The organism is Fibrobacter sp. UBA2449 (genome assembly GCF_002342555.1).
Taxonomy (GTDB): Bacteria; Fibrobacterota; Fibrobacteria; order Fibrobacterales; family Fibrobacteraceae; genus Fibrobacter.
In genome coordinates, this window is sequence record NZ_DDQF01000020.1 from 236,525 (window position 1) to 253,398 (window position 16,874).

Sequence of the window (16,874 nt, forward strand, 5' to 3'; positions counted from 1 at the left end):
TACTTTTTACGACTAGAGCTGGCTTACGATGGCCGTGAACAAGGCGTCGGCGAGGGCATTCGTCTCGAGGCCTTCGAACACGCTGAACTGATTGAAAACAATCTGTCCTGCACCGAACGGCAATTTCTGCAGGTCGACTCCCGTCTTGATTTCGCCATCCTTGATGCTTACGGAACGAGCGTATACGGTTGCACCCGGCAGTTCGTTCAGCGAAAGTCCCGGCATCACGGCTGCAGCATTGTGGTCTAGCACGCTCTTGTTCCCGAAAACGGGGAGGAGCGCCGAATCCTTGGGGAGGTAGTGCAGACTCGTGCCGTTGGCTCCCGTGCTCCAGTGCGCTTCCACCGTAAAGTCGAAGTTGTGGCTCTGGTTCAAGAAGTCGATATCTTCCTGCGTCATGTCCGAAAGCAGGAGCGTCTTTCCGCCGTTCTTGGTGACATCGACAATCTTGTTCAGGATTTCATCGGGCCAGGAACTGAGGTTCGCTGTGAAGATGATCTTTTCCGGACCGCTGAGGGCTGCGAGAGCGTCGCTGGATTCTTCACTGTTGTCGAGGAAGCAAACCTTGCTCATGGCGCTCTTCACGTCGGCCTGCTCAATGACAATGAGGTCTTCGGCAGAGGTGTTGATTTCTTTGCCGTTGTCCTTGAGCGAAATGCGGATTTCGTATTTACCGGTCTTGCGCGGAACCATCAGCGTGCAGATGCCAAGCTGGGTGAGGCTTGTCTTGCCGGCGGGTTCCTCCGGTGTCAGGCTCTGCGAGGCTAGCGACTTGCCGCTCTCGTCCACGAGGTTCACGTCGACGGAGACATTCTCGAAGCGGTCGTTGTTCAGGAGTGTGAGCTGGAAGCTGACCTCGCTCTGCGGTGCGACCACGTGTTCCAGTTCGCTGACCAGGACACGGCTCCTTGTCGTAATCGCCTTGCAGAAGGATTCGATGCCCTTGCTCTTGCGGTTTTCGTCGCAGATGCCGCTGAAATCGACTCCGTAGTCGGCCCACTGGCTAAGGAAGAATCCTGAAATTTGAGGATTGCTCTGGAATGCGGTAATCTGGTCGAGCTTGCTCTTGGTTGCGATGCTGTTTGCGTCCTTGATGAATGAATCGACGCTATCCCAAACGGAAAGACCGGATTCCTTGACGAAAGACTCGAGCAGCTTGTAGAAGTTCTTGACTGCCTTCTGGTTCTTGATGCCACGGGGACCCTTGATATTGGTCGCGCTCTTCGGGAGGAGAGTGTGGTTCTTGAGTGTCACGAGCATCTTGTTTTCGATTTCCGTGGCGTTTTCGTCTTCGTCCTGGAAGTGGCTGTCGCCGAGTCCAGAATCCGGAACCATCAGTTCTTCCTCGTCCTTGTTGAAGCAGTGGGCGAGGTAGTGCGAGTAAGCGGCGTTCGGGTTCATCTTCGGATTTACGGCAAGTGTCGCAAACTGCGAGATGCGGTCGACGGAAACAGGAAGCAGCTTGCCGATGTCCTTGTGGAAATTACCTTCGTTGTCGATGTAGATGCTGTCCAGGTTGCTGATGGCCGGACGCGTCATGTCGATGGGGCTGATGGCGTTCAGCAATTTGTTGCCGTTCTGCAGCATGAAGGTCCCGTTTTCGGAGCCCATGACCCATGCGACGATACACGGATGGTGGTGCTGTTCCTTGACAATGTCGCTGATAAGCTTCTTGGCGTATTCAAGTCCGCTGGGGGTCGACTTCATGGTGTGGATGGGGAATTCCTGGAACACCAGAAGGCCGATGGTATCGCATATGTCGAGGGCTTCCGTGCTGAGAGGCGCGCCGCAGCTGCGGATGGTGTTGAAGCCTGCGTCTTTTACGGCCTGAAGGTCCTTCTTGAGGTTCGGGTTGTCGGTCGTCCAGAGCCCGCCTTCGCTCCACTGCTGGTTGTAGCAGACGCCCTGGATTTTCACGATGGAATCATTCAGGTAGAAGTCGCCCTTGAGGCAGTCAAACTTACGGAAGCTGAAGGTGCGCATGACGGGGAAAGAGTATTCCGGGTCCTTGCCCTTGCCGCCCTTGATTTCCATCTGGACTTCGACGGCGAACATGTTGGGGTGGTCCGGGCTCCAGACGCACTTGCTGCGGTTGAAGTCCTTGATGCCGAGCACGATGCGCAGCGTCGCGTTTTCCTTGTCGAGCTTGGGACTGTCCTTGAACCATTCGTAGACGTCGCCGTTCGGGTTCCTCATGAGGATGCGGAGGCGTGTGTTGAAACCGCGGGGGTTGTTGAAGCTGATTTCAAGCGCTACGCGTTCCTGGTCCATGTCGGGCTCGACATGGAGGTCGGAAATGAAAGCGGCGTTTCCGAGGATGAGGTCCACGTGTCCGAAGATACCGCCGAAGGGGTACTGGTTCCAGGGGAGGCCGACGGGCATTTCGCCGGGGTGGGCAAAGCGGTCGTTCGCGCCTTCGTGGGTTTCTCGGCCGAAGTCAATACGGCTGTTGGCTGCACCCATGTTCGCGACGCGGATGCAGAGGATGTTTTCTTCGCCGAGCTTGATGGCCTTTTGCGTTTCGAGGACAAAGGGGGTGTAGGCGCCGAAGTGGTCGCCGAGGAGCTTGCCGTTGAGCCATACGGTCGCGTGAGTCGCGATGCGTTCGAACCTAAGGAATATGCGCTTGGTGACCTGTTTTTCGTCGTCAATAGTGAATCTCTTGAAATAGAAAGCGCAGTCCTGCGACATCAGAAGCTTTTCGAATGACCTTTCCCAGATATGCGGAACGGTTACGGTCTCCGTGTCTTCGGGATAGGTGGCGTACCAGCGGTTGGAAATACCGGAATCTTCAGTGTCCCATTTCATCTGCCAGTCGCCGTCAAGGCTCATAATCTTGTTCATTCGGGTGTCCTTTATGAAAATTTCGTGGAAAATTTAGAAAAAATTGGCCGATAGGGGGTCAAATCCCTTTACAATTCCTTGAATTTTGCTACATTTGGAGTCCCAATAGCAACCAAAAAGGATTACAAAAATGTATTCTATTGTTGAAACAGGTGGTTTCCAGTATAAAGTCGAGCTGGGCAAGGCCTACAAGGTCCCCACTCTTGACGCCGCTGTTGGTTCCGAACTGGAGCTCAAGTCCGTTCTTCTTTTCGCAGGAAAAGAAGTGCAAATCGGCACCCCTGTCCTGAACGACGCCTCCGTGAAGGTCGAAGTGCTTGCCCACGGCAAGTACGACACCGTCATCGTTTTCAAGAAGAAGCGTCGCACCCGTTACGAACGCCGTAACGGTCATCGTCAGGGCTATACCGAGGTGCTGGTTACGGAACTTCGCTCCGGCGCAGAATCCGCAAAGGTCGATTCCAAGGTGATTGAACGCAACCGCGCTCGCGTGGCCGCGCTCGCCAAGCAGAAGGAGCAGGTCAAGCCCCTTACTCGCAAGGAAAAGATTGCCCAGGGTATCGCAAAGCCCGCCAAGGTCAAGAAGAACTCTCTGCGCAAGGCTAAGGAGGCTTAATCCATGGCACATAAGAAAGGTCAAGGTTCAGTACGTAACGGCCGCGACAGTAACGCCAAATACCTTGGTGTTAAGAAGTACGCGGGCGAAACCGTCAAGGCTGGCAACATCATCGTTCGTCAGCGCGGTTCTCACTTCCACAGTGGCGTGAACGTGGGCATGGGCAAGGATTTCACCTTGTTCTCTCTCGTCGATGGCAAGGTGAAGTTTGAACGCCTCGATGCTAAGCGTCAGAAGGTCTCCGTCTATCCGGAAGAAGCCTAATCTGATCTGGAATCGGAATTGAAAAACCGGACGCAATCGCGTCCGGTTTTTCGTTGTTTCTGGAGGTGAGGGGAGTCGAACCCCTGTCCAAAATCACGTCCATGTCCATTCCTACAAGCTTTCCCTTCGTATTTAAGGTCTCGCCTTGTCCACGCCCAAGAAGGTCGGTGCAGATTTCGGCCAGCCTAGTGAATCTCGGACTCTAGCCCCAGGCATGCGAGAATCCTATCCCATATTTCGTCCGGACGTTCATCCCGATGGGAGCGGAATGAGGCCCGGCGTTGCCGCTAATTAGGCAGCGAGTGCGTAGTTTTCGTCAGCACTTATTTTTTTTCAGACTTTTTTACGAGTGCCCTCGTCTGAGACCTCGGCTTGCAACTAACACTTCGGTAACCCTGTCGAAACCAGATCACCCCCGGTGTATTTCCCAAATATACAAATTTATCGTCAAAAAGGGAAGATTTGTAAAGTTCCATCTTTAATCGCTCAAAAAAGGCGGTATTTATATATATTTATACACGAAAAAATGATTTCGGAGAAAAGAAGTATGAATTTAGCGAATGCGAAGCCGGGTTTCTTTGTCCAAGGGCGCTACCTTTACAGCAAGGACAACGAGAAGGTGGTTCTGCGCGGAATCAACCATATGTTCATTTGGACTGATCGCGAAGGCAAGACCATTCCCGAAATAGCAAAGACCGGCGCGAACTGCGTCCGCATTGTCTGGAACACGCGCGGTCGCGTGAGCGATCTCGATACGATTGTGGGCCTCAGTATCGCAAACAACATGATCCCGATTGTTGAAATTCACGACACGACGGGCAACTGGGACCGCCTGACGGAGGCTCTCGACTTTTGGCTCCGCGACGAGACGTTACAGATGATCTCGAACCATCAGGAATACCTGATCTTGAATGTCGGCAACGAACCGGGCTCGCATGAAGTCGAATCCGAGGAATTCTTCTCTGCGTACAATATCATCGTGACGCGCATGAGGGCGGCTGGAATCCGCATTCCCATCATGATCGATGCCGATTACTGGGGCCAGAACGAAAAGAACCTGCTTTCCGTGGGGCCGCGCCTGTTGCAGGCGGATCCGGAACACAACCTTATTTTCTCTATCCATATGTGGTGGCCCAGCGAACGCCACGATGCCAAGGCGACTGGCTTTGCTACGGTCCAAGATCGCATCACGGCTTGCCTCGAAAAGTCCGTCGAGATTGATCTGCCGCTGGTGGTGGGCGAGTTTGCCCCGATTGCGGCGGGAGACGTCAAGGCGATTCCTTACAAGCATATCATGTCCGAATGCGAACGCCTGAATATCGGCTGGCTCTGCTGGAGCTGGGGCCCGGGCAACTTCGACAGCACCGAGATGGACATGACCGAGCACGGCTCGTACAACACGCTCGTGGGCTGGGGTCGAGAGGTGGCCGTGGATAGCCCGCTCGGAATCCAGAATACGAGCGTCATTCCGATGTTCATCCAGAACAAGGACTATACAACGGGCTCCCTTGGCGGTGGTGCGAACATCATCGAGAACGGGGACTTCTCTGCGGAAAATCCGCTCGATTGCTGGACTACCGACTTCTGGGGCGGCAAGGCGAACGTCCGTGTGGAAAATGGAGAAGTGCATTTCGATATCGAGCAGGCGGGCAAGGAGACCTGGGGCCTCCAGTTCAAACAACACCTGACCTTGCGCAACGGCGTCACCTATATATTCAGCATGCGCGCGAAGGCGGCTAAGCCCCGCACCTTGAATGTGAATATCAAGCGCGATTCCGAGGAATATACCCCCTATGCCAACGGCCGTATACTCGACTTGAGTACGAGCTGGCAGAACTTCAGCTGGAAGTTTACCATGAAGGAGGACACCGACCCCGATGCGCTCCTGATTTTCGACATGGGCGGTACCCCGATCTCGTGGACGCTCGCCGACATCAGCCTGGTGCAGGCCCGCAGCGTGGCTGACCGCTTGAACCGTACCTTCCAGCGCAACGTGCAGAAGAACTCCGGCTACTTCAACGCCCCGAACGGGCCTTGGGAACTCCACCTTTACAACGCCCAGGGCGAGCTCGAGGAAGTCCTCGACCGCGGCAAAGGCGGGGAAGGAATGCGCAGCTACCCGAAAATCGAGAAGGGCGGCATCATGGTCGTAAAAGACGTCCAGGCCTAGTTTCTTGGCTTGTAATTTTTGACGACGGGAATCACCTAAATATTCCTTTTCGCAATATTCTAGTGTGGAATATCATTCGTTTTCGACAAGTGTGTATCATGATTTTTTGCTAAAAAATGGTTGTTTTTTATAAAAATGTCGAATTTTATGTAAATTTTTAATTTTTGTATCATGAATCTATTGCGCGACGCGAAAAAAAGATATATATTCAAAAATGTATGAAACCTGTGATGGAATACCAGAATTTTCGCTTTTTCGTGCGCGACTACTACGCCGAACGGAAGCTCCGTTCCGGCTTTACGTGGCGTGATTTTGCGAAAGCGGCCGGTTATTCCTCCCCGGTTTTCCTCAAGCTTGTTTGTGACGGCAAGACAAACCTGAGCGAAGTCGGCATCGAACGTGTGGCAGAAGCCATGGGCCTTGTCGGCGCTGATCTCAAGTATTTCCGCGCCCTCGTCAACTTCAATCAGGAAAAGGATGCCGCCCAAAAGAAGTCCCTGTTCAAGGAACTTCGCGCTATTGCGAAAGAAAACGCCTTTACGCTGGTGGGCGAGGACCAGTACGATTATTACGAATCGTGGGTGAATCCCGTGGTTCGCGAACTCGCCCCGCAGATGCCGGGAGCCACGCCTTCGCAGATGGCCGACAACATCGCCTTCGACATGCCGACCTCCGAGGTCAAGAAATCCCTGGCGCTGCTTCAGAAGGTAGGGCTCCTGAACAAGGATTCCGACGGGAATTTCGAACAGTCCTCTAAGGGAATTTCGACCGGCAACATCGAGGTGGCTAGCCTTTCCGTTCGCGAGATGCACCGCCAGATGGGTGAACTCGCTGTCCGTGCGCTTGACGAAGTGCCCGTGCGCGAACGCGACATTTCGGGCCTCACGCTGGGGATTTCCGAGGATGCTTTCTATCGCATCTCGAAAGAGATTGAAGATTTCCGCCGTCGCGTGGCCGCTATCGTAATGCAGGACCGCGGTGACGAACGTGTCTATAGGCTGAACGTGCAACTGTTCCCCCTGACCAAGGAAATCAAGAAGGGGGTGGAAAATGTTTAGGAGAACCTATCTTGGATTGTTCGCTTTCGCCTTGATGTGTGCGGGATTCGTCGGTATTTCGACTGTCGGCTGCTCTGACGGAAGAATTTCCGGAGGCGTGAGCGAAGAGACGAACACCGTCGCTGGAATACTTGTGGACGGTTCGGGCAAGGCGGTTGCCGGCGTTCCCGTGTGCGCGATGCACTTCACGGTCGATTCGATCGTTTTCAACGATACGACGGATAGCGATGGCAAGTTCGGATTCCCGTTGATGAAGCGTGGACAGTATGGCGTCAGCGCACGTCGCGATTCCATGTCCTATTATGAATCCGTTGATTTCGAAGGATCGGAAATCGAAATTGCCGCAAAGCTTCAAAAGACGGGAGTTGTGGAAGGCAATTTCCACTTGAGGCTCGATACGGTGTCAGCCGGAATCAAGATTGGAATTCCAGGATCCCCGTGGCAGACGGAGACGGAAGAAGACGGTTCCTTCGAATTGAAAAATGTGCCGCTTGGTGTTCAGCCGCTATTGGCGAAATCTCCGGATCCGATTCATTTCCAGGATGCCATCTACGTGGTGAGCGTGGGCAAGAAGTCGTCCAAGTTCCGTGGGCCGATTCCGACAGGACTGTTTGACATCTTCGCTTCGAAGGCTACCGAAAGCGAGAGCGAACCCTCGCACAGTACCGACACGTCTAAATCCGCCGGCGAACCTTTCAATGGCAATGATTCCTCGCTAGTGGGGGCTTTGCCGACAACTTCTTCGGACGAAATAGTGCGTGATGCCGACGTAGTTGCCTCCAAGAGCCTCCAGTTCCCGCTTTCTCCGGAGTTCGGGCTTCGCAGCTGGTGGTCGATGGATTTCTTGAGCGAAGTGGCGAAAGACACGAAAAAGGTGGGCGATGCGCGCGGCTGGACGGAAGGAATCCTCCTCTATGGAGTTGATTCGCTAGAAAATGGCCCTTCGCAGAAGGCCCTTGCGCTCTATGGAGCCGATGAATTCGGTGTTATCGAGAATGACCGGGGCATACTGGACAGCGCAACCGCGTTGACGTTCGAGGCCTGGATTTACCTGTCTAAGCTCAAATCCGGTGAGTATCGCAAGAACATCGTTGGAAAGCTTGGTTTCGGCTCGCCCGAAGACAAGGACGTGTTCAGTATCGCCGTGCTGGATGGGGAATGCGGACGCGAGGACATTTCTCTTGGGTTCTTTATCGCGGATGGTTCTTCGAGCGGCTTTGAATGCAGCGATGCGGTGTTCTCGACTTACGAAAACTTTGACAAGTGGGTGTATGTGACGGCAGTATGGGATGGGAAAACTTCTTCGCTCTACATCAACGGAAATCTCGCTTCGCAGAAGAAGGTGTCTGTTGAACGCATCGGAGTTTCTTCTGAACCGATTTTCTTCGGTAAGGAATCCATGGATATCAAACTGGACGATGTGCGGCTGAGCACCACGGCGATTACCGCGTCGGATGTGCTTTACCGCTACTATCTCAAGGGAGGTGCAATATGATGGCCGAAAATGAAAACAATCTCGATATCGCGCGCTTCGAGGTCAACCAGAGCGGGCGAATCCTCTCGGGCAACAAACGGTTCTGCCGTATGTTCGGGTTCTCCGAATCCGAAGTTGTGTGGCACTACATCACCGATTGTTACCGCTATCATGGTGACTGGGAAATGTTCAGCAGCTGCGAAAACCTTTCCCAGACGAAGTTTATCTTCCGCATGCGTAACCGCAAGGGACGTAGCTTCAAGTGCTGCCTCTCTCGCGAAATCGTCCAGGATGCCGATGGAAAGATTACGTTCCGCAACACGGTCAGCCGTCTTGGCGAACCCGTCTTGGCGAAGGAGCAGGCTCCTGCGGAAGAAACACGGTCTGTGGTGTTCCTTTCCAAGTGCGCCCATTGCGGAGAGCATGTGCGCGTGAATACCCTTGCCGAAACCCGCATGCGTGTGCTGTGCGACAATTGTGCCGCGAAGGCCTATCCTGAGGCTTTCAATCTCGCTGCCGCGCAAGTGTAAAAGCATTCTAGACAACTTCGTCCTTCATAGAGTAATCCTTAAAAAGGCCGTGCATCAAATGATGCGCGGCCTTGTTTCTATTGAGCAATAAGGAGGAGTATGCTTATGAAGGTCTAGTATATAAACAACATCTCCCGGTACTTCGGCAGGGGCCATTTTTCGTCGGGGACGACCTTTTCGAGCTTGTCCACCTGCACGCGGAGATCCGCCATCGCTTCGAGAATGTTCTCGTGCTTTTCACCCAGGGCCTTTTCCATGCGTTCGATTGCAGAGGCGAGGGCCTTGTAGCCTTCTCCCAGTTCCTGGGCGTAGGAATCCACCGCGGCAAAGCCCTGTTCCTTGGCCATGGCGTTGGTCTTGAGGGCAGCGCTGTAGGCGCAGAGCACCTGCGGCAAGATGACGTTCTTCGCGATGTCGTCGGAAATCTTTCCCTCGATGTGGATCTTCTTGTGGTATTCTTCCAGGTTCACTTCGTAGCGGGATTCCAGTTCGCGCTTGTTGAACACGCCGTACTTTTCGAAGAGGGCGACGTTTTCGGTCTTGTTCAGGGCCTGGAGCGCTTCCATGGTGGTGCGGGTGTTGGGGAGGCCGCGCTTGGCTGCTTCTTCCACCCATTCGTCGGTGTAGCCGTTGCCGTTGAAGATAACGCGCTTGTGTTCCTTCACGATCTTCTGCAGCAAGGACTGCAATTCTTCATGGAACTTGTCGGCCGGAACCTTTTCGAGCTTGTCGGCGATGATGTCGAAAGCTTCGGCAACAATCGTGTTCAAGATGACGTTCGGTTCGGAGCAGCTCTGGCTAGAACCCGGTGCGCGGAATTCGAACTTGTTGCCGGTGAAGGCGAACGGAGAAGTACGGTTACGGTCGGTTGCGTCACGCGGGAGAGGCGGCAGCGTGTCGGAACCGAGCTTCATGACGCCAGCCTGCTTGCTGGACTTCGGGTCGCCCTTTTCGAGCTGGTCGATAACGTCGGCAAGCTGGTCGCCGAGGTACATGGAGATGATTGCCGGAGGCGCTTCGTTGGCACCGAGACGGTGGTCGTTGCCTGCGCCGGAAACAGCCATGCGGAGCAGGTCGGCGTGGGTATCGACGGCGTAAATGACCGCGCAGAGCGTGGTGAGGAAGATGGCGTTCTGGTGCGGGTCCTTGCCCGGGTTCAAGAGGTTCGTCTTGCCGTAGTTCACCGACCAGTTGTTATGCTTGCCGGAACCGTTGATGCCGGCAAACGGCTTTTCGTGCAGCAGGCACACGAGGCCATGACGGTCGGCCACCTGGCGGAGCACTTCCATAATCTGCATGTTGTGGTCGCAGGCGAGGTTCACTTCCTCGAACATCGGGGCAAGTTCGAACTGTGCCGGAGCGACTTCGTTGTGGCGGGTCTTGGCCGGAATGCCCAGCTTCCAGAGTTCCTTTTCCACGTCGTTCATGAAGTTCAAGATGCGGGCAGGAATGCTACCAAAGTAATGGTCTTCCATCTGCTGGTGCTTTGCCGGAGCTGCACCGAACAGCGTACGGCCGGCCTGGTACAGGTCGGGGCGCTGCAGGTAGAAACGCTTGTCAATGAGGAAGTATTCCTGTTCGGCACCGAGAGTGACGGTGACCTTCTGCTGGGCCACGCCGAACATGCCCATGAGGCGGTCGGCGGACTTCTGTAGGGCCTGAATGGAGCGGAGCAGCGGAGTCTTCTTGTCCAAGGCTTCGCCAGTGTAGCTACAGAAAGCAGTCGGGATGCAGAGCGTGGCACCGTTGCCGTGGCGCTTGATGAATGCCGGAGAAGTCGGATCCCAAGCAGTGTAGCCGCGGGCCTCGAAGGTGGAGCGCAGGCCGCCGCTCGGGAAACTGGACGCGTCCGGTTCACCGACGATGAGGTTCTTGCCGCTGAAGGCCATGATGGCCTTGCCGTTTTCGGGTTCCAGGAAGGAATCGTGTTTTTCGGCGGTGGAACCGGTGAGGGGCTGGAACCAGTGCGTGAAGTGGGTGGCGCCGCGGTCGATGGCCCACTTTTTCATGGCGTGTGCGACTTCGTTCGCGATGCTCGCGTCAAGGGGTGCGCCTTCGTCGATGGTGGCGAACAGTTTCTTGCAGATGTCCTTGGGCAGGTAGGCGCGCATGGCCTCCGCGTTAAAGACGTCCTCGCCGTAAAAGTCGAGACTTGCGGGTGCTGCGGGCATGTTTGCGCCCGCGGCTTCGCTCGCGATTTCCTTGATGGCTTTCAGCCTGTATTCGTTGCTCATGGCAATCTCCTATGATTTTTGATTTCGGTGCCATGGATGCAAAAATTGTGCCAATATGGGTAAAGCGATATTTTTAGCACGGAATCGGTAAAAACGGCCGATTACATTAATTTGATTTTTTCCAGAAAATGAAAGAAAATTTTTTTAATTACAAATAATGTAAACTACATCGCTGTGTGGGCGACTGCTTTTTTTTATTAAGGGGCGTGCGTGTCGAGCAGTTCCATTTCGAAAACGAGGACGCTGTGGCCCGGAATCTTGGGCGGCCGTCCGTTCTCGCCATAGCCGAGTTCGGGTGGAATCCAGACCATGACTTTTTCTCCCACCTTCATGAGTTCGAGCATCTCGGTCCATCCCGGAATGACTGCGTCAATCTTGAACTCGAGTGGTTCGCCGCGGTCGAATGAGCTGTCGAACTTTTTTCCGTTGATGAGTGTGCCCGTGTAGTGGACCTTGACGATGTCGGTGTGGCCGGGGGTCGCACCCTTGCCCTTGGCGATGACCTTGTACTGGAGACCGGATTTGGTTGTCACGATGCCTTTGGCTTTCTTGTTCTTTACGAGAAATTCGTCATTGGCGCGCCGCCTTTCTGCATCCTTCCGCTTGGATACGTCCAATAGGATTGCATGTGCTTCTTCGTCGCTCATCAGGTACTTGGCGGAATTTTCCTTGAAACGAATCTCGAAGGCCTGGCAGAAAATATCGATATCGAGGTCGACAGAATCGCGGGCTACGACTTGATCATGGACCTGTTTGCCGAGGTATGCGCCCAATGCGTAGCCGACCGTGGTTCCCTTGTCGAGGAGTGTCTCGGATAGTTTTTGCTTTTCTTCCTGCGCCACGTGCTGTAGATTGCGGAGTGCCTTGTAGATGGCGTCCTCCTTCATCAGGTAGTGTGCGGTGTCCTGGCGAAAATGGATCCTGAATGCCTCGAGGTAGAGGTCCAGGTTAAAGTTGACGGAATCTCGGGCCGTGAGCTGGCTGTGGGCGCTTTTGGCGAAGAATGTTCCGAATGCGTAGCTGACGGAGTCCTTCTGCGTGGCGAGGGGTGCTGCTATGGCCAGGGCGAGTATCAGGTTGGAAAACATATATTATCTGTGGTGCGGGGAGCAGGGATGTCGTAAATATAACTCTTTTTTTTGAGAGGACGGGCCTTTTGGTTTTGTATATAACTTTTACAGAATTTGTAAAAACTAACGATGTTGTTTACATTTTATGTAAAAGTTTTAGAGCCTTGAAATTGACTTTTTTAATAAAAAACATCATTTTGGGGTTGAATATAACATTTTTTGTAAAGTTGGCATAATTTTTGCATTTGAAGGGCAAACGAAACCCTTTATAAGGTATATAATGACAAAATTTTCAAAATGGACCGGTCTCGGCAACGATTTTGTGCTGCTGGAGCCGGGAGAGTCGCCGGATTATGGCGACGGCTTTGAACAGCGTGTAAAGAAACTCTGTGACCGCCGCTTCGGTATCGGTGCCGATGGAGTCGTCATTGTAACACCGATGGACAGCGAAGGCTGCCTAGTACTCGACGAGGCGGGGGTCGGCCCTGCGTCGAAGTCCGCGCCGAACGGTGTGGATTTCGAGATGCGCATCTTCAATGCCGACGGTTCGGAGGCGGCGATGTGCGGTAACGCTACCCGCTGTGTCGCGAAGTTCATCGTGAGCCGCGGGCTTGCAAAGCCGGGTCAGAAAGTTTTCAACCTGCATACGAGAAGCGGGCTCGTGAAGCCGGCTCTCTTGAACGATGGCCGCGTGTGCGTCGACATGGGGAATCCGAGGGATTTTCTCGGGAGCATCAAGCTCACGGCGGACTGCTTTGACTTTACTGCAGAAACAGTCTCGATGGGGAACCCGCACGCAGTCATTTTCGTGGACGACATCGAGAAGATTCAGCTGGAAGATTGGGGGCGCGTGCTCGAATGCGACAGGCAGTTCCCGGACCGCTGCAACATTGAATTCGCGCAGGTTTTGCCTGCAGTTCAGGGGGCGCCCACCCAAATCCGCATGCGGGTTTGGGAACGGGGTTGCGGCGTTACCATGGCCTGCGGCACTGGTAGCTGCGCAACCCTCGTTGCGGCCCAGCGTACGGGCCGCGTGGGCGTAGAAGCCGACGTGATTCTCGATGGCGGAACGCTCCACATCAAGCACGAAAACGATGGCTCGGTTCTCATGACCGGCCCCGCACAGGAAGTTTTTAGAGGAACCATTTAATGAATGCGTCTATCATCAATCCAAACTACGACTTGCTGCCCGGCAGCTACCTGTTTTCTACCATCGCCAAGAAGATCTCCGAATACCAGGCCAAGAAACCCGATGCCGATATCGTGCGCCTGGGTATCGGCGACGTGACTACGCCGCTTATCCCTGAGGTCATCAAGGCCATGCACAAGGCTGTTGACGAGATGGCCGAGAAGGGGAGTTTCCGCGGGTATGGGCCCGAGCAGGGCTATGACTTTTTGCGCCAGGCGATTGTCGCGGGCGAGTACACCTCCCGCGGTATCGAGATGGATCCGGACGATATCTTCGTGAGTGACGGTTCCAAGTGCGATGTCGCGAACATCCAGGAACTTTTTACAGAAAATGTAAAGATTGCCATTCCGGACCCCGTCTATCCGGTCTATCTGGACTCCAACGTGATGGCGGGTCGTGCCGGCGTGTTGCAAGATGACGGACATTTTTCTAAGGTCACCTACCTTGCGTCGACTGCCGAGAACAACTTCCAGCCCGACCTGCCCAAGAACCCGGTGCAGATGATTTACCTGTGCAGCCCGAACAACCCGACGGGTACGGTGCTCAGCCGCGAGACGCTCCAGAAGTTCGTGGATTACGCCAACGAGAACGGGGCGATAATACTCTTCGATGGCGCTTACAACTGCTACATCCAGGACGAGTCGCTGCCCCATTCCATCTTCGAGATTCCGGGTGCACGCACCTGCGCCATCGAGTTTAGGAGCTTCAGCAAGACTGCCGGCTTTACCGGCGTGCGCTGCGCCTACACGGTAATCCCGCACGAACTTTCGAAACTCCATTCCATGTGGAACCGCCGCCAGTGCACCAAGTTCAACGGCGTGAGCTACGTGACCCAGCGAGCAGCCGAGGCCATTTACAGCCCGGTCGGCTGGCAGCAGACGAAGGCCGTTATTGCGGGCTACATGAAGACCGCGGGCGTTATCCGCAAGGAACTTGCCGCGGCGGGCTACACGGTGTTCGGCGGCGAGCATGCCCCGTATATCTGGTGGAAGATCGAAGGCGGCGAAAAGTCCTCCGATTTCTTTGACCGTCTGCTTGCCACCTGCGAAGTGGTAGGTACACCCGGTAGCGGCTTTGGCCCCTGCGGCGAGGGGTACTTCCGCCTGACCGCCTTCGGCGACTACGAACGCACCTGCGAAGCCCTCAGGAGAATAAGGGAAAAACTTTAATTTTCGAGGAATTTCTATTTTATGTCCATGCCCATTCCTATAGGCTCAGAAATTTCGGTCATCCAGAAGATTAGCGTCGCCATCATTCATGAGCGCAATGTGGAAAAGTTACTCGAGAATGTGCTTGGCATTCTTGAATCCGAGCTCGGCATGTTGCGCGGCACTTTCGCTCTCCTATTTGGCGACACGCTCAAGATTGAAGCCTCGCGCGGTCTTGACGAATCCGAAAAACAGAAAGGCCTGTACCGCATGGGCGAGGGCATTACGGGCCATGTGGCCGAACGCGGCATCAGCCACGTGATTCCCGACCTCCGCAAGGATTCCCGGTTCCTGAACCGCACCGGAAGCCGCCATTACGAAAGCCAGGTGGCCTTCATCTGCGTCCCGCTGATTCATGACGGAGTTGTCATCGGAACGCTTTCCATAGACCGCCCCGTGGATGGGGCCACCGATCTTGACCGCGATGTTGCCTTGCTCGAAATTATCGCCAACATTACGGGCGATGCCGCCAACGAATGTATTGAGCTGCACAACGAACGCGAAGCCATGCTGGAAGAGAACCGCAAGCTCCGCGACATGCTTTCCAACAATCCGGGCGACCTGGTGGGTAACTGCCGGGAGATGCAGCAGATTTACGAACAGGTACGCCAGGTAGCTCCCAGCGACGCTACGGTCCTGATCCGTGGCGGTAGCGGTACGGGCAAGGAAATGATTGCGCGTGCCATCGTTAACCTTTCTTCAAGGAAGGACAAGCCGTTTATAACGCTCAACTGCGCGGCCCTCCCGGAAAACCTGGTGGAAAGCGAACTTTTCGGCCATGAGAAGGGGGCGTTCACGGGTGCCATGAACCGCCGCATCGGCCGTGCTGAAGCAGCTAACGGGGGCACGCTCTTCTTGGACGAAGTCGGTGACCTTACGATGCAGACGCAGGTGAAGCTGTTGCGCTTCTTGCAGGAACGCACCTTCAGCCGAGTGGGGAGCAACGAGGAACTCCATTCCGACGTGCGCTTCTTGGCCGCGACGAGCCGCAATCTCGAAGAACTGATAGCGCAGGGCAAGTTCCGCGAAGACCTTTTCTACCGCCTGAACATTTTCCCGATTTCGATGCCCGACCTTGCGAAGCGCAAGTCCGACATCATCCTGCTCGCGGAGCATTTTATCGAGAAGATGAACCTCCGCTACAGCAAGAAGGTTGCGCGTCTTTCGACAACGGCCATCAACCTGCTCATGAGCTACCATTGGCCGGGCAACGTGCGTGAACTCGAAAACTGCATTGAACGTGCTGTGCTTACGGCGAGTGACGACTGTATCCACAGCTACAACCTGCCGCCATCGCTGCAGACGAGCCTGAGTGTCGGGAACGACGGGACGGTTTCTACGAAGATTGCCCCGCTCGAGGTGATGATGAACAATTACGAACGCGAAATCATTACGGAAGCTATCAAGCGCAACAACGGGAACCTCTCTGCCGCCGGTCGTGACCTGGGCGTGTCTCCGCGCATGATGAACTACCGTATGAACAAACTCGGCATCAAGTCCGGACGCTAAAACAGCATCTTTACGCCGATGCCTATCAGGATAATCCCCGCGATGATTTCGGGGATTTTTGTCTTGAATCTCTTGGCGGCGTGGCGTCCGATTTCGTAGCCGATGACACCCATGGCGAAACTCGCGAATGCGATGGAAGATGTCGCGATGGCCATGTTCGCGTTGATGAATGCAAACGAGATTCCCACTGCGAATGCATCGATGCTTGTCGCGACCGAGAGTAGCAGGATGTTGGCGACGGTGAGGTTCTTGGCCGCGATCTCTTCGCCTTCCTTTTCTCCGGCATCGCCGTGGATGGCTCCCCACATCATGCGTAATCCCAGGATGCAGAGTATCGTGCAGGCGATGGGCGTGCCTACGGAGCTGAACCAGCGCTCGGCGAAACTTCCGAGGAAATACCCGAGGAGCGTCATTCCGCCCTGGAAAATGCCGAAACTTACCGCCTGGAGCAGCGCTCGGCTATAGCGGATTCCCGACTTGGAAAGCCCTGTAGCGATTGCGACAGCGAAGCAGTCCATGGCCTCTACGATCGCGACGATGATGATTTCAACGATTCCCATTTTGGATTTTTCTTGTGTCGGGGCTAAAAATTAGAAAATATGCGATGGAATTGGGTGTTCCATGTCACTTTTTACGGATTTCATGTTGCGCCCTTGTTCATTTCTTGAAAAAAAGGTTATTTTGTAAAAAACGTATAGCGGAGGTTCC

At 54.4% G+C, this 16,874-nt stretch carries 13 protein-coding genes and 1 other RNA gene; 9 read left to right on the top strand and 5 right to left on the bottom strand.

Translation table 11 applies throughout. The features are described from left to right. Positions 1–12 precede the first annotated feature (12 nt). Positions 13–2,844 carry a glycoside hydrolase family 2 protein gene (locus B4B27_RS13810; RefSeq protein ID WP_290727221.1) on the bottom strand — a complete coding sequence of 944 codons (2,832 nt, stop codon included), beginning with the start codon at positions 2,842–2,844 and terminating at the stop codon, positions 13–15. Positions 2,845–2,974: 130 nt separating this feature from the next. Here B4B27_RS13810 and rplU point away from each other — a divergent pair, with 130 nt between their 5' ends. Both rplU and rpmA read left to right on the top strand, forming a co-directional pair. Beyond that, positions 2,975–3,460, top strand: coding sequence for a 50S ribosomal protein L21 (gene rplU, locus B4B27_RS13815; RefSeq protein WP_290727222.1), 486 nt, complete (start codon positions 2,975–2,977; stop codon positions 3,458–3,460). A gap of 3 nt (positions 3,461–3,463) precedes the next feature. Beyond that, positions 3,464–3,724 carry a 50S ribosomal protein L27 gene (gene rpmA, locus B4B27_RS13820; protein WP_163441840.1) on the top strand — a complete coding sequence of 87 codons (261 nt, stop codon included), beginning with the start codon at positions 3,464–3,466 and terminating at the stop codon, positions 3,722–3,724. A gap of 57 nt (positions 3,725–3,781) precedes the next feature. Here rpmA and ssrA read toward each other — a convergent pair. Continuing rightward, positions 3,782–4,141, bottom strand: a transfer-messenger RNA (tmRNA) gene (gene ssrA, locus B4B27_RS13825). A 130-nt stretch (positions 4,142–4,271) separates the two neighbouring features. Here ssrA and B4B27_RS13830 point away from each other — a divergent pair. The 4 genes from B4B27_RS13830 to B4B27_RS13845 all read left to right on the top strand — a co-directional run bounded on the left by B4B27_RS13830 (position 4,272) and on the right by B4B27_RS13845 (position 8,956). After that, positions 4,272–5,894, top strand: coding sequence for a cellulase family glycosylhydrolase (locus B4B27_RS13830; RefSeq protein WP_173382820.1), 1,623 nt, complete (start codon positions 4,272–4,274; stop codon positions 5,892–5,894). Between the two features lie 218 nt (positions 5,895–6,112). Continuing rightward, positions 6,113–6,952 carry a TIGR02147 family protein gene (locus B4B27_RS13835; RefSeq protein ID WP_173365535.1) on the top strand — a complete coding sequence of 280 codons (840 nt, stop codon included), beginning with the start codon at positions 6,113–6,115 and terminating at the stop codon, positions 6,950–6,952. Further along, positions 6,945–8,447 (top strand): LamG-like jellyroll fold domain-containing protein, encoded by a 1,503-nt coding sequence (locus B4B27_RS13840; RefSeq protein ID WP_290727223.1) that lies wholly within the window; start codon positions 6,945–6,947, stop codon positions 8,445–8,447. Before B4B27_RS13835 ends, B4B27_RS13840 begins: the two co-directional genes overlap by 8 nt. After that, the gene (locus B4B27_RS13845; RefSeq protein WP_173365537.1) at positions 8,444–8,956 is read left to right on the top strand and encodes a PAS domain-containing protein; all 513 of its coding nucleotides are present in this window, start codon (positions 8,444–8,446) and stop codon (positions 8,954–8,956) included. The genes B4B27_RS13840 and B4B27_RS13845 overlap by 4 nt, the downstream gene beginning before the upstream one ends. Before the next feature lie 113 nt (positions 8,957–9,069). Here B4B27_RS13845 and B4B27_RS13850 read toward each other — a convergent pair whose 3' ends face one another. After that, positions 9,070–11,190, bottom strand: a complete 2,121-nt coding sequence (locus B4B27_RS13850; RefSeq protein ID WP_290727224.1) for a glutamine synthetase III — start codon at positions 11,188–11,190, stop codon at positions 9,070–9,072. A 197-nt stretch (positions 11,191–11,387) separates the two neighbouring features. Beyond that, a complete protein-coding gene (locus B4B27_RS13855) occupies positions 11,388–12,278 on the bottom strand; it encodes an FKBP-type peptidyl-prolyl cis-trans isomerase (RefSeq protein WP_290727226.1) in 891 nt (296 codons plus the stop codon). A 262-nt stretch (positions 12,279–12,540) separates the two neighbouring features. Here B4B27_RS13855 and dapF point away from each other — a divergent pair, with 262 nt between their 5' ends. The 3 genes from dapF to B4B27_RS13870 are packed head-to-tail and all read left to right on the top strand — an operon-like array spanning position 12,541 to position 16,166. Then, on the top strand, positions 12,541–13,410 hold the full coding sequence (dapF, locus tag B4B27_RS13860) for a diaminopimelate epimerase (protein WP_290727228.1): 870 nt from the start codon (positions 12,541–12,543) through the stop codon (positions 13,408–13,410). Further along, a complete protein-coding gene (locus tag B4B27_RS13865; protein WP_290727229.1) occupies positions 13,410–14,618 on the top strand; it encodes an LL-diaminopimelate aminotransferase in 1,209 nt (402 codons plus the stop codon). The genes dapF and B4B27_RS13865 overlap by 1 nt, the downstream gene beginning before the upstream one ends. A 27-nt stretch (positions 14,619–14,645) precedes the next feature. Then, positions 14,646–16,166: a sigma 54-interacting transcriptional regulator gene (locus B4B27_RS13870; protein WP_290727230.1), complete on the top strand. Its 1,521-nt coding sequence runs from the start codon at positions 14,646–14,648 to the stop codon at positions 16,164–16,166. Here the strand turns inward: B4B27_RS13870 and B4B27_RS13875 are convergent. Then, positions 16,163–16,726 (bottom strand): manganese efflux pump MntP family protein, encoded by a 564-nt coding sequence (locus tag B4B27_RS13875; RefSeq protein WP_290727231.1) that lies wholly within the window; start codon positions 16,724–16,726, stop codon positions 16,163–16,165. The two genes, B4B27_RS13870 and B4B27_RS13875, sit on opposite strands and share 4 nt — an antisense overlap. Between the last annotated feature and the right edge of the window lie 148 nt (positions 16,727–16,874).